This is a genomic window from Mycolicibacterium fallax (assembly GCF_010726955.1).
Classification (GTDB): Bacteria; Actinomycetota; Actinomycetes; order Mycobacteriales; family Mycobacteriaceae; genus Mycobacterium; species Mycobacterium fallax.
The window spans coordinates 4,028,513-4,040,847 of sequence record NZ_AP022603.1 but is presented as its reverse complement, the minus strand read 5'-3'; the positions used below and the strand labels follow the sequence as shown (position 1 = coordinate 4,040,847).

Below are 12,335 nucleotides of genomic sequence, written 5' to 3'. Positions count from 1 at the left end.
TCAACGTCAGGAGTGTTCATGCAAGGCTTCGCCGGCAAGGTCGCCGTCGTCACCGGCGCCGGATCGGGCATCGGGCGCGCGCTGGCCCTCGAACTGGGCCGATCCGGTGCCAAGCTCGCCATCAGCGACGTCGACGTGGCGGGCCTGGCCGAGACCGAGGCCCTGCTCAAGTCCATCGGCGCCCCGGTCAAGGCCGATCGCCTCGACGTGACCGAACGCGAGGCGTTCCTGATCTACGCCGACGAGGTCAAGGAGCACTTCGGCGTCGTGCACCAGATCTACAACAACGCCGGCATCGCGTTCACCGGCGACGTCGAGGTGATGGGCTTCAAGGACATCGAGCGGGTGATGGATGTCGACTTCTGGGGCGTGGTGAACGGCACCAAGGCGTTCCTGCCCCACCTGCTCGAGTCCGGCGACGGCCACGTCATCAACGTCTCCAGCCTGTTCGGCATCTTCGCGGTGCCGGGCCAGTCCGCCTACAACGCGGCCAAGTTCGCGGTCCGCGGCTTCACCGAGGCGCTGCGCCAGGAGATGATCACCAAGAAGCGGCCCGTCGCGGTGACCACGGTGCATCCCGGCGGCATCAAGACCGCCATCGCGCGCAACGCCGGCTCGGTGGAAGACCTCGACGCCGCCGATCTGGCCGCCCAGTTCGACAAGAAGCTGGCGCGCACCTCCCCCGAGCGGGCCGCCGAGATCATCCTGGAGGCCGTCCGCAAGAAGAAGGCCCGGGTGCTGGTGGGCGCCGACGCCAAGTCGCTCGACGTGCTGGTGCGGATCCTCGGCTCGAATTACCAGAGCATCTTCTCGCGGGTGATGGGCATGCTCGTCAAGAACGGGCACTGACGCAGCGCGAAACGCTCGGTCGAGATCAGTGCCCGGTGGCGCCGATCGGGTTGTCGGCCAGCCAGCGATCGGCGACCAGCCGCGGGTCCGCGCCCGCAGCGACCTCGGCCCGCAGCTGTTTGAGCGACGCGGTGTCCAGCACCCCGGCGACCTCGTTGAGCGCGACCACCTGCTGCGGGCCCAGCTCGTTGCGCCGGTACAGCGGCACCACGTTCTGCGCGCGGATCAGCGCCGGCTTCTCGTCGGCGAGCAGCACGATGTCGGCCGGCACGCCCGGATCGGCGGTGCTGGTCCACGCCAGGTTGATCGCACCGGTGCGCAGCGCGTCGAACAGCGTCGCGTCGTCGGCGAATTCGACCGGTTTCGGCGGCGCGCAGCGGCCGACCTTGGCCGGCACGGCGGCCCCGCGCACCGCGCCGGGCCGCAGCTCGGCGCACCGCCGCAGCGCGGTGGTCAGCTCACGGCCGCCCCAGGCCGTCGCGGTGCGCTCGGTGACCGCGGCGGCCGCCTTGTCCTCCGCTGCGGTGGTGTAGTCCCCGGCCCCGATGCCCTCCGGCAGCACGCCGACCATCTGCCGGTACACCGTCTCATCGGCGCGCCCGCCGCTGCCCGGGGCGAACCGCTGCAGCCATCCGCCGGTCAGCCCCGCCACGATGGTCGCCGCGCCCGAGTCCAGCGCGGTCAGTGGATCGTCGAACTGTTCGACCCGCACCGGGGTGCCGTAGAACCGCAGCGCGGCGGCGTAGACATTGGCCAGCAGCACCGACTCCGGCCGCTCGGATGCGCCGATCACCAGGTCCGGCGGCGGTGGCGGCGGACCGCCGCAGGCCACCAGCAGCGCGGCCAGCCCCGCGGCCAGTGTCACCCGCAGGGTGCTCGCCCATTCCGCCACGGCGCCAGGGTACTCGACTCCGGGCCCCGGACCCGGCAGTGTGGATCGCCTCGGCCGGCCACCCGAGCACGTACCATGACCGCTGATCCCCGCCGTCGGGACAGGAGGTTCGCGATGCCGTCGTTCCGCGCGCTCCCGCCGCACGGACGCCCCGGTGAACCCGACACCCAGCGCGCGCCGGTGCCGGTCGCCGAGGCGATGGTGGACTGCGCGGTCTACCTCGACGGCAAGCGGTTGCCCGGTCCGCGGACCCATCGGGCGGCGGTGCAGAAGCTGCGCGAGCTGCGCGAGGATGGCCGCACCGCATTCGCCTGGATTGGCCTGCACGAGCCCGACGAGCAGCAGATGCAAACGGTGGCAGCCGATTTCGGCCTGCACGCGCTGGCCGTCGAGGACGCCGTGCACGCCCATCAGCGACCCAAGCTGGAGCTCTACGACAACACCCTGTTTCTGGTGCTCAAGACGGTCAACTACGTTCCGCACGAGTCGATCGAAAATGCCCGCGAGATCGTCGAAACCGGCGAGATCATGGTGTTCGTCGGACACGACTTCGTCGTGACGGTCCGGCACGGCGAGCACAGCGGCCTCGCGGCGGTGCGCCGGCAGCTCGAAGACGAGCAGAACCAGTTGCGGCTGGGCCCGTTCGCCGTCATGCACGCGATCGCCGACCATGTGGTCGACCGCTACCTGGCGGTCACCGCCCTGGTCGAGGGCGACATCGACGACATGGAGGAGGACATCTTCTCCGCCGGCGGCCGCACCGACGTCACCGCGATTTACATGCTCAAGCACGAGGTCCTGGAACTTCGCCGGGCGGTGGCGCCGCTGACCGACGCGCTGACCAAGCTGCAGAACGACTATCGCGATCTGCTGTCCAAGGAGGTGCTGCGCTACATGCGCGACGTCCTGGACCATCAGATCCAGGCCGCCGAGCGGATCGCCGGCTACGACGACCTGCTCACCTCACTGGTGCAGGCGGCGCTGGCCAAGGTCGGCATGCAGCAGAACACCGACATGCGCAAGATCTCGGCGTGGGTGGCGATCGCCGCGGTGCCGACCATGGTGGCCGGCATCTACGGGATGAACTTCGAGTACATGCCGGAGCTGGACTGGCCATGGTCCTACCCGGCGGTGCTGTGCACCGTCGTCCTGGTCTGCGTGCTGATCTACGCCCGCTTCCGCCGCAACGACTGGCTCTGAGGCAATCCGGTTCAGCTCGGCGACCAGGCCCGCCGGGCCGGATCGGTCACGTCGACGCCGTCCTGCTCCCAGGCCTCCCGCAGCGCGGGCGCACCCTTGAGTCGCACCCAGGCCGCCTCCGTCGCGGTGATCGGCACCGCCGAGAGGAACACCACCGGCTCGGCCGGCGGATCGAGCTCAACGGCACCAATCGAGCTGTCCCCCAACAGGAAAGCGCTGAACACGCCCGCCGTCGTGGGTTCCCACAGCGGCGCGCCGAGATCGATCAGGGCATCGGGGGTGAGCACCACCCCCTCGACCGCCGGGGTCGCCGCCAGCAGCGCCACCGATCGCGCCAGCCCCGCGGTGGGCAGCCCGGCCCGCAGCGTCACCACCACCTCGGCGCGCGGGCCGCGGTGCGGGTCGGCGGCGATGTCGGTCGGATCGGCCATCGGATGCCGGGCGCAGCCCACCGACACGTAGCTCAGCACACCGGCGGAATCCGGCCCGAACCGCAGCACCTGAATCGGCTCCAGGCCCAGGAACGTCACGCTCGCCGAGGCGGGTTCGGCCAGGTTGCCCGCCGCCGCGAAGTGCGCGCGCAGCTGCTCCCGGACCCGGTCGACGACCGCGCTCATCGGCGCGGAATGGTCAGGTTGACACCGGAATCGGCGTCGAAGAGCACCAGTTTGGCGGTGTCCAGCGCCAATTCGATCTCGGCGCCCTCGGCCGCCGCCGAATCCGCCGACACCCGTGCCACACAACCGTCGCGGCCGCCGGATTCGGCGGCCAGCTCGGCGAGCTGTTCGGCCGCCACCGCGGGCGCGCCGGGGATGCGGAAATGCACGTACTTGTCCGCGCCAAGGGACTCCACCCGATCGGCGACGGTGCTGAAGGTCAGCGCCTGGATCCGCTGGTAGCCGTCGATCACCGCGGCGTCCTCGAAGTGCTCCGGTCGCACGCCGGCGATCAGGCGGTCCGCCCGGGGATGCTCGGCGATGATCTCCAGGGTTTCCGGCGGCAGCGTCACCTCGCCGAACGGCAACTCCACGCCGAAATCGGTGAGGGCGGCGGGCAGGAAGTTCATCGCCGGGCTGCCGATGAAGCCGGCCACGAACAGGTTCGCCGGCCGCTGGTAAAGCTCGGCGGGCGTGCCGATCTGCTGGGCGACGCCGCCGAGCAGCACCACCACCCGGTCGCCGAGCGTCATCGCCTCGGTCTGGTCGTGGGTGACATAGACCGTGGTGGTGCCCAGCCGCTTCTGCAGCGCGGCGATCTCCCCGCGCATCTGCACCCGCAGCTTGGCGTCGAGGTTGCTCAGCGGCTCGTCCATCAGGAACGCCTTGGGTTTGCGCACGATGGCCCGGCCCATCGCCACCCGCTGGCGTTGACCGCCGGACAGTTGCGCGGGCCGGCGGTCGAGCAACTCGGTGAGGTCCAGAATCCGGGCGGTCTCCTGCACCTTTGCCTCGATCTCGGCCTTGCCGAGCTTGGCCAGCGTCAGCGGGAAGGCGATGTTCTGCCGCACCGTCATGTGCGGGTAGAGCGCATAGGACTGGAACACCATCGCGATGTCGCGGTCCTTGGGCGCCTTCTCGTTGACCCGCTGCCCGTCGATCAGCAGCTCGCCGGAGCTGATGTCGTCCAGGCCGGCGATCATGTTCAAGGTGGTGGACTTCCCGCACCCCGACGGGCCGACCAGGATCAGGAATTCGCCGTCGGCGATGGTCAGCGACAGGTCGCGGACGACCTCGCGCACGCCCGCGCCGTCGGGATAGCTCTTGGTCACCTGCGAGAGGACAATCTCGGCCATCGCTACCCTTTCACCGCGCCGGAGGTCAGCCCGGCGACAATCCGGCGCTGGAAGATGAGAACAAAGATGATGATCGGCACGGTGATGACCATCGCGCCGGCGGCAATCGATCCGGTCGGTTCCTCGAATTGCGAACTGCCGGTGAAGTTTGCGATCGCCACCGGCGCGGTGATCGACCGCGGCGTCGCGGTCAGCGACAGGGCCAGCAGCAGGTCGTTCCAGGCGAAGATGAACACCAGGATCGCCGCGGTGACGATCCCGGGCGCGGCCAGCGGTGCGATCACCTTCCGGAACGCCTGGGCCGGGGTGGCGCCGTCCATCTTGGCGGCCTTCTCCAACTCCCAGGGGATCTCCCGGAAGAACGCCGAGAGCGTGTAGATCGCCAGCGGCAGCGCGAAGGTGATGTACGGGATGATCAGCCCGGGCCAGGTGTCGAACAGCCCGGTCTGGCGCCAAATGTTGAACAGCGGTGTCACCAGCGAGATCTGCGGGAACATCGCGATCAGCAGCGCCACCCCGATCAGCAGTTTCTTGCCGGTGAACTCCAGCCGGGCGACCGCGTAGGCGGCCATCCCACCGATGATCACCGCGATGACGGTGGTGATCAGTCCGATCCCGATGGAGTTGATCAGCGCCGAGTCGAAGCCGGCGCCGCCGGAGAAGATCGCCCGATAGTTGTCCAGCGTGATCGACGTCGGAATCAGGTTGCCGTCCTTGACCGTTGACGTCGGCTTCAGCGACAGCGACAGGATCCACAGCACCGGCAGCAGCGCATAGATCAGCACCGCGATGTTGACGACGGTCCAGCCGGTCACCCGGCCCGCACCCCAGCGCTGGGTCATCGGCTCGCCTCACCCTCGCTGCCGGGTGCCGCGGCGCCGAACAACCTGATGAAGATGACGGCGATCAGCGCCACGCACAGGAACACCAGCACGCTGATCGCCGAGCCGAGCCCCAGCGAGAAGCCCTTGAACAGGTTGTCGTAGCCCAGGATCGACACCGACGCGGTGTCGTTGGAGCCCCCGGTCAGCACGTAGATGTTGTCGAAGATCCGGAACGCGTCGAGGGTGCGGAACAGCAACGCGACCAGGATGGCCGGCTTCATCAGCGGCAGGATCACCCGGATCAGCCGCTGCCAGTGCCCGGCGCCGTCGACCTGGGCGGCGCGCAGCAGATCGTCGGGCACCAGCGCCAGCCCGGCCAGCAGCAGCAGCGCCATGAACGGGGTGGTCTTCCACACCTCGGCCAGCACGATGACCGCCAGCGACGGCCACTGCTCGGTCAGCGGCGCGGCGCCGTCGGGCAGCAGGTTGGCCAGATACCCGGTGCCCGGTGTCCAGGCGTAGTACCAGCTGTAGGACGCCGCGACGGTGACGATGCCGTACGGGATCAGGATCGCCGTGCGGACCATCGATTTGGCGAAGATGGTGCGGTGCATGACCAGCGCCAGCGCCAGCCCGATCACGAACTCGATCGCCACCGACACCACGGTGATGGCGGTGGTGACACCCAGCGCCGACCACCAGTAGCCGTCGGTGAGCACGGTCTGGTAGTTGGCGAACCAGACGAAGGACCGCTCGTCGGGCATCGCGAGGTTGTACTGCTGCAGGCTCAGCCACACCGCGTACAGGATCGGGTAGCCGGTGACGGCTACCATCAGCACCGCGGCCGGGGAGATCAGCCAGTACGCCAGCCGACGCTGGGCGCGACGGTCGTCGCTGCGTGCCGGTGCCCGGGTGGTCACGGGATCAGCCCCTTCCCGTCGATCGCCTTCTGCACCTGCGCGGCGAGCTCGTCGGCGGTGCGCTCCGGGTCGATGTCGCGGATCGGGGCCAGGGTGGCCGACATCCGCATCGACACCGACTGATACAGCGGCGAGGCGGGCCGGACCGCGGCGGTGGTCAGCTGGTCGCGGATGATCGCGTACTGCGGGTACTTGGCCTGGAACGCCGGATCGTCGTAGAGCGAGGCGCGCACCGCGGGCAGGCCGCCCTCCACCGACACGAACCGCTGATTGTCGGTGTTGCGGATGCAGCGCAGCGCCTCGAACGCCTCGGCGCGGTGCGCGGTGGTGGGCGAGACGGCGACGTTCAGCCCGCCCAGGGTGACCCGCGCCGGCCGGCCTGGGTCGACGGACGGGTACGGCGCAAAACCGAACACCCGCTGACTGGCGGCGTAGGCGGCGGCGAACTGCTCGTCGCTGGGCGCAAAGCTGCCGACGGCGTTGATCGCGCCGGCCAGCGCGGGGTCGTCGCTCAGCGGCAGGAACGGCACGCCGCCCTTGATCGCGTTCTCCATCATCGACGGCAGCACGAACGGCCAGTTCACCTCCAGGGCGGCCTTGCCCTGTTCCAGCGCCAGCCGGGCGGTGCCCTCGTCGGTCTGGGTGATCGACGGGTCCGCGCCCGGCGCGGTGGCGACGTCGCGGATGATCTGCAGCGCCCGCACGGTGGCCGCGCGGTGCTCGGGGGTGTCGACCAGGGTGACGGCGGCACCGTCGTCGGACAGCACCGACCCGCCCGCGCTCTCCAGCAGGGTGTTGAACCACACCACCAGGCCCTCGTACTGCTTGGCCTGCACCGCGATCCAGCTCGGCCCGCCCTCGCGGTGGAGCCGGCCGGCCTCGGCCAGCATGCCGTCCCAGGTGGCCGGCGGCGCGTCCATCAGGTCGGCGCGGTACCAGAGCAACTGGGTGTTGGTGGTGACCGGCGCGGCGAACAGCCGGCCCTGCCAGGTCGCGGTCTCCAGCGGGCCGGGCAGCGTGTCGGTGACGGCGTCGGTCTCGGCCAGCCCGGCCGGGTCGTCGGACAGCGGCAGGGCCCAGCCGGCCTCGGCGAACTCGGCGGTCCACACCACATCGAGCGCCATCAGGTCCAGGGTGCGGTCGTTGCCGGTGATCCGGCGGGCCAGCTGCAGGCGCTGGTCGTCGGCGCCCTTGGGCAGCGCCCGCTGCTGGATGGTGAACCGGCCGTCGAGTTGGGCGTTGCAGCGTTCGGCGACGGCGGTGAAGGTCGCGGTCTCGCTGGCCGGGGTGTAGAGGCTGATCACCAGCCCGTCGTCGCCGGAGCCGCAACCGGTCAGCGCCGACGCGGCGGTGATCGTGGCCAGCAGGGCGGCGCCGGCTCGGCGCCGCGCGCCGCGCCGTCGTCGCTGCGTTGCTCTCACCAACGGTGACACCGCCTCTCGGCTCGCTGACCGGGTTGTTCCCGCGCCAAGGACGGTAGAGCGCTGCTGTGTGGCATGCAACACCGGGCGCCGTCGTCGTGCGGCGGGCCGGGCCGGGCGCTCAGCGGCCCAGCGACTCAGATACTCAGTCGGGCCAGCATGTCGCGGGCGCGCTCGGCGTTCTGCGGATCGCAGAGCACGTCGTAGCGGCCGGCGACCAGTTGCATCGTCGAGCTGAAGTCGCGGGTGCCGCGGGCCATCGCGTACGGCACCGCGGAGGTGATCAGGCCGAACACCACCCCGGCCAGCACACCGGCCAGCAGCGATCCGGCCAGGTTGGTGCTGAACATGCCCAGCACCAGGCCGATGAAGACACCGAGCCAGGCGCCGGTCAGCACCCCGCCGCCGAGCACCTTCGGCCAGGTCAGCCGCCCGGTGACCCGCTCGACCTGCATCAGGTCCACCCCGACGATGGTCACCTGCTGGACCGGGAACTGCTGGTCGGACAGGTAGTCGACGGCCTTCTGCGCCTCGGCGTAGGTGGGATAGGAGCCGATCGGCCAGCCCTTGGGCGGGGTCGGGAGCCCGACCGGCGGGCGTCGGCCCGGCCCGCCGGGCCCGGCTGCGGTCGGGCCCATCGGCCCTCCGGACTGAAATGGACTGCTCATCGCCGCCCATTGTCCTGCATGCCGCGCCGGATGTCACCGCGCGGGTTCGCGCCCGCGATGTCACCGCGCGGGTCCGCGCCAGATGTCACCGCGCGGGTCCGCGCCCGATGTCACCGTCGGCCCGGTGCGCAATAATGGTCTGGTCGCCTGCCGCGCCGGCTCCGACGACCCCGCCGCAGCCCGTTAGGACCGAGATGACCGATCCCGAACCGCAGTACCGCGGTGTGGAGTACCCGCCCCTGGAGAGTTCCCCGCCGCCGGTGGACTATCCGGCCGGCTTCGGTGGGGGCGACCAGCAGCCGCCACCGGCCTACAGCCCGCCCGCGCCGAGTTACCCGCCGCCGGGCTATGAGCCGCTGCCGTCCTACCCGGCTCAGTCCTACCCACCGCCGTCGTCCTACCCATCGCCGTCGTCCTTCGGCCCGCCGCCGCCGTCCTTTGCCGCCCCCGGGTACCCGCAGGCCCCGGGGTACCCGCAGGCGCCCGGCTACCCGCCGGCCTACCCGGACCCCTACGACCCGTACGCCATGAGCCGGCCGGTCGGCATGAACGGCAAGGCGCTGGCCGCGCTGATCACCTCGGTCGCCGGGATCGGGCTGTGCGGCTTGCCGTCGATCGTCGGGATCATCCTCGGCATCATCGCCATGGGCGAGACCAAACGCACCGGCCAGGAGGGCTACGGCATGGCGCTGGCCGGCGTGATCGTCGGCGGCGTGGTCGTCGGCCTGGCGGTGCTCTGGCTGTTGTTCGTGGTGGCCGCGGGCGCTTCCTCGGGCTGGAACTGACCGAGGCTAGGCCGGCGGGGTGAACCGCTGGCCGGACCGCGTCATCCCGGCCGCGCGGCCCTTACCGGCGATGACCAGCGCCATCTTGCGGCTGGCCTCGTCGATCATCTCGTCGCCGAGCATGGCCGCGCCGCGGGACCCGCCTGCCGCGCTGGCGTGCCACTGATAGGCCTCCAGGATCAGCTCGGCGTGGTCGTAGTCGGCCTGGCGCGGGCTGAAGATCTCGTTGCCCGCGGCGATCTGGTCGGGGTGCAGCACCCACTTGCCGTCGTAGCCCAGCGCCGCGGTGCGCCCGGCCACCCGCCGGAACGCCTCGACGTCTCGCACCCGGAAGTACGGGCCGTCGATGGCGGCCACCCCGTGCGCGCGGGCCGCGATCAGAATCGACATCAGGATGTGGTGGTAGGCGTCGCCGACGTCGTAGCCCTCGGGCTGCTCGCCGACGACCAGGGTGCGCATGTTCAGGTTGGCCATCAGGTCGCCGGGCCCGAGCACCAGCGCCTGCACCCGCGGGTGCGCGGCGATCGCGTCGAGCTGACGCAGGCCGGCCGCGTCCTCGATCTGCGCGTCGATGCTGATCCCGCCGACCGGCAGCCCGTGCTCGCGTTCCAGCTGACACAGCAGCAGATCCAGCGCGTGCACGTGGCTGATGTCGGACACCTTGGGCAGCACGATCATGTCGATCCGCCCGCCCGCGGCGGCGGTTCCGCCGACCACCTCGACGACGTCGGCGTAGGTCCACGGCGTCGTCCAGTCGTTGCAGCGGAAGCCCAGCAGTCCGGCCTGCCAGCCCGGCTCGGCCAGCGCGGCGGCCACCGTCACCCGCGCGGCGGCCTTCGCGTCGGGCGCCACCGCGTCCTCCAGGTCCAGGAAGATCTCGTCCGCGGCCAGATTTTTGGCCTTGTCGATCATCTTGCGGCTGCTGCCCGGAACCGAAAGGCAGGTGCGCCGCGGCCGGGGCACCAGCTCGTCGGCGGCGGAATTGGGGTGGGGTCGATACACGCTCGTCACCCTTTCACTCCTACCCTTTGAGGTATGGCGGCGGTCAACAGGGTGTACGCGGCGCAGTTGGCCGGCCTCGTCGTGCTGGGTCCCGACGGCGAGTCCCACGGCCGGGTGCGCGACGTGGTGATCAGCATGAGCATCGTCCGCCAGCAGCCCCGAGTGCTGGGTCTGGTGATCGAACTGCTCACCCGGCGCCGGATTTTCGTGCCGATCCTGCGGGTCACCGCGATCGAACCGAACGCCGTCACGCTCAACACCGGAACCGTCTCGCTGCGCCGGTTCGCCCAGCGGCCCGGCGAGGTGCTGGTGCTCGGGCAGGTGCTCGACACCCGGGTCCGGGTCGACGACCCGGAGCTGCCGGAACTGGTCGGGGTCGACGTGACCGTCGTCGACCTGGGCATCGAGACGACCCGGACCCGCGACTGGGTGGTCACCCGGGTGGCGGTGCGCAGTCATCGCCGGCTGCGCCGCACCACGGTGCACGTGGTGGACTGGCGGCACGTCGCGGGGCTGACCCCGTCCGGGCTGGCGATGCCCGACCAGGGGGTGGCCCAGCTGCTGCACCAGTTCGACGACCAGCGCCCGATCGAGGTCGCCGACGCGCTGCGCGACCTGCCCGCAAAGCGTCGCGGCGAGGTGGTCAAGGCCCTCGACGACGAGCGGCTGGCCGACATCCTGCAGGAGCTGTCCGAGGACGAGCAGATCGAGCTGCTGCTGAGCCTGGGCATCGAGCGCGGCGTCGACGTGCTGGAGGCGATGGACCCCGACGACGCGGCCGACCTGCTCGGCGTGCTGAACCCGACGCTGGCCGAGACGCTGCTGACCCGGATGGACCCCGAGGACTCCGACCCGGTGCGCCGGCTGCTGACCCACTCGCCGGACACCGCGGGCGGCCTGATGACCCCGAACCCGGTGACGATGGCGCCGGACACCACCGTCGCCGAGGCGCTGGCCCGGGTTCGCGACCCGGAGCTGACGCCGGCGCTGTCGTCGCTGGTGTTCGTGGTGCGCTCCCCCACCGCCACCCCGACCGGGCGCTACCTGGGCTGCGTGCACCTGCAGCGGCTGCTGCGCGAGCCGCCGGCCAGCCTGGTCAGCGGCATCCTCGACGACGACCTGCCGACGCTGACCCCGGAGCAGTCGCTGACGTCGGTGACCCGCTACTTCGCCGCCTACAACCTGGTGTGCGGGCCGGTGCTCGACGATGAGGGGCACCTGCTGGGGGCCGTCACCGTCGACGACCTGCTCGACCACCTGCTGCCGCCGGACTGGCGGGCCAGCGACGACCCGGAACTGGACACCGCATGAGCGAGAACTCCTCGCGGGGCCGTCGGCTCGACCTGCCGCGCACCTCACGCCGGCCGCGGCTGATCCCCAACGTCGACGCCGAGGCCGTCGGCCGGTTCAGCGAATCCATCGCCCGCTACCTGGGCACCGGCCGGTACCTGATGTGGCAGACGATCTTCGTGATCGTGTGGATCTTCCTGAACCTGGTCGCGGTGTTCGGCCGCTGGGACCCGTACCCGTTCATCCTGCTCAACCTGGCGTTCTCCACCCAGGCCGCCTATGCGGCGCCGCTGATCCTGCTCGCGCAGAACCGGCAGGAGAACCGGGACCGGGTGTCGCTGGAGGAGGACCGCCAGCGCGCGGCCCAGACCAAGGCCGACACCGAGTTCCTGGCCCGCGAGCTGGCGGCGCTGCGACTGGCCGTCGGCGAGGTCGCCACCCGCGACTACCTGCGCCGCGAATTGGAGGAACTGCACGGCCGGCTCGACGCGCTGGCGCTCAACGCGGAGGCCCCGCCGCGCAAGAAGCCGCGTAAGAAGCCCGCCCAACCGGATCCGATCGTGTTCGAGGCGACGACGGCCGATCCGACCGATCCGGCCTGAGCGGGGACCCGGCGCGCGACCGCTGTTACGCGAATGTGACCATTGTGACGAATGCGGTCACCCTGCTGGGTATGGTGACCTGGTTCACTG

At 70.7% G+C, this 12,335-nt stretch carries 13 protein-coding genes; 5 read left to right on the top strand and 8 right to left on the bottom strand.

Annotation, left to right across the window (positions count from 1 at the left end; genetic code table 11):
- The first annotated feature begins 18 nt into the window (after positions 1 to 18).
- The gene (locus G6N10_RS19465) at positions 19 to 849 is read left to right on the top strand and encodes an SDR family NAD(P)-dependent oxidoreductase (RefSeq protein ID WP_085098236.1); all 831 of its coding nucleotides are present in this window, start codon (positions 19 to 21) and stop codon (positions 847 to 849) included.
- A gap of 25 nt (positions 850 to 874) precedes the next feature.
- On the opposite strand, the gene G6N10_RS19460 is transcribed toward G6N10_RS19465, so the two are convergent.
- The gene (locus G6N10_RS19460) at positions 875 to 1,741 is read right to left on the bottom strand and encodes a glycine betaine ABC transporter substrate-binding protein (protein ID WP_234810604.1); all 867 of its coding nucleotides are present in this window, start codon (positions 1,739 to 1,741) and stop codon (positions 875 to 877) included.
- 114 nt (positions 1,742 to 1,855) lie between these two features.
- On the opposite strand from G6N10_RS19460, the gene G6N10_RS19455 reads away from it, so the two are divergent.
- Positions 1,856 to 2,941, top strand: coding sequence for a magnesium and cobalt transport protein CorA (locus G6N10_RS19455; protein WP_085097929.1), 1,086 nt, complete (start codon positions 1,856 to 1,858; stop codon positions 2,939 to 2,941).
- A gap of 11 nt (positions 2,942 to 2,952) precedes the next feature.
- Here G6N10_RS19455 and G6N10_RS19450 read toward each other — a convergent pair whose 3' ends face one another.
- The 6 genes from G6N10_RS19450 to G6N10_RS19425 all read right to left on the bottom strand — a co-directional run bounded on the left by G6N10_RS19450 (position 2,953) and on the right by G6N10_RS19425 (position 8,566).
- The gene (locus tag G6N10_RS19450; protein ID WP_085097926.1) at positions 2,953 to 3,558 is read right to left on the bottom strand and encodes a suppressor of fused domain protein; all 606 of its coding nucleotides are present in this window, start codon (positions 3,556 to 3,558) and stop codon (positions 2,953 to 2,955) included.
- On the bottom strand, positions 3,555 to 4,733 hold the full coding sequence (locus G6N10_RS19445) for an ABC transporter ATP-binding protein (protein ID WP_085097923.1): 1,179 nt from the start codon (positions 4,731 to 4,733) through the stop codon (positions 3,555 to 3,557). Before G6N10_RS19445 ends, G6N10_RS19450 begins: the two co-directional genes overlap by 4 nt.
- Before the next feature lie 2 nt (positions 4,734 to 4,735).
- Positions 4,736 to 5,575, bottom strand: a complete 840-nt coding sequence (locus G6N10_RS19440; protein ID WP_085097921.1) for a carbohydrate ABC transporter permease — start codon at positions 5,573 to 5,575, stop codon at positions 4,736 to 4,738.
- Positions 5,572 to 6,477: a carbohydrate ABC transporter permease gene (locus G6N10_RS19435; protein ID WP_085097918.1), complete on the bottom strand. Its 906-nt coding sequence runs from the start codon at positions 6,475 to 6,477 to the stop codon at positions 5,572 to 5,574. The genes G6N10_RS19440 and G6N10_RS19435 overlap by 4 nt, the downstream gene beginning before the upstream one ends.
- Positions 6,474 to 7,898 (bottom strand): extracellular solute-binding protein, encoded by a 1,425-nt coding sequence (locus G6N10_RS19430; RefSeq protein ID WP_085097916.1) that lies wholly within the window; start codon positions 7,896 to 7,898, stop codon positions 6,474 to 6,476. The genes G6N10_RS19435 and G6N10_RS19430 overlap by 4 nt, the downstream gene beginning before the upstream one ends.
- 137 nt (positions 7,899 to 8,035) lie before the next feature.
- Positions 8,036 to 8,566: a YflT domain-containing protein gene (locus G6N10_RS19425; RefSeq protein ID WP_085097913.1), complete on the bottom strand. Its 531-nt coding sequence runs from the start codon at positions 8,564 to 8,566 to the stop codon at positions 8,036 to 8,038.
- 194 nt (positions 8,567 to 8,760) lie between these two features.
- Here G6N10_RS19425 and G6N10_RS20635 point away from each other — a divergent pair, with 194 nt between their 5' ends.
- Positions 8,761 to 9,351 (top strand): DUF4190 domain-containing protein, encoded by a 591-nt coding sequence (locus G6N10_RS20635; protein WP_085097911.1) that lies wholly within the window; start codon positions 8,761 to 8,763, stop codon positions 9,349 to 9,351.
- Positions 9,352 to 9,357: 6 nt separating this feature from the next.
- Here G6N10_RS20635 and G6N10_RS19415 read toward each other — a convergent pair whose 3' ends face one another.
- On the bottom strand, positions 9,358 to 10,353 hold the full coding sequence (locus tag G6N10_RS19415) for an HpcH/HpaI aldolase/citrate lyase family protein (protein WP_272937771.1): 996 nt from the start codon (positions 10,351 to 10,353) through the stop codon (positions 9,358 to 9,360).
- A gap of 33 nt (positions 10,354 to 10,386) precedes the next feature.
- Here G6N10_RS19415 and G6N10_RS19410 point away from each other — a divergent pair, with 33 nt between their 5' ends.
- Positions 10,387 to 11,664, top strand: coding sequence for a magnesium transporter MgtE N-terminal domain-containing protein (locus G6N10_RS19410; protein ID WP_085097908.1), 1,278 nt, complete (start codon positions 10,387 to 10,389; stop codon positions 11,662 to 11,664).
- A complete protein-coding gene (locus G6N10_RS19405; protein WP_085097904.1) occupies positions 11,661 to 12,245 on the top strand; it encodes a DUF1003 domain-containing protein in 585 nt (194 codons plus the stop codon). The genes G6N10_RS19410 and G6N10_RS19405 overlap by 4 nt, the downstream gene beginning before the upstream one ends.
- The last annotated feature ends 90 nt before the right edge of the window (positions 12,246 to 12,335 follow it).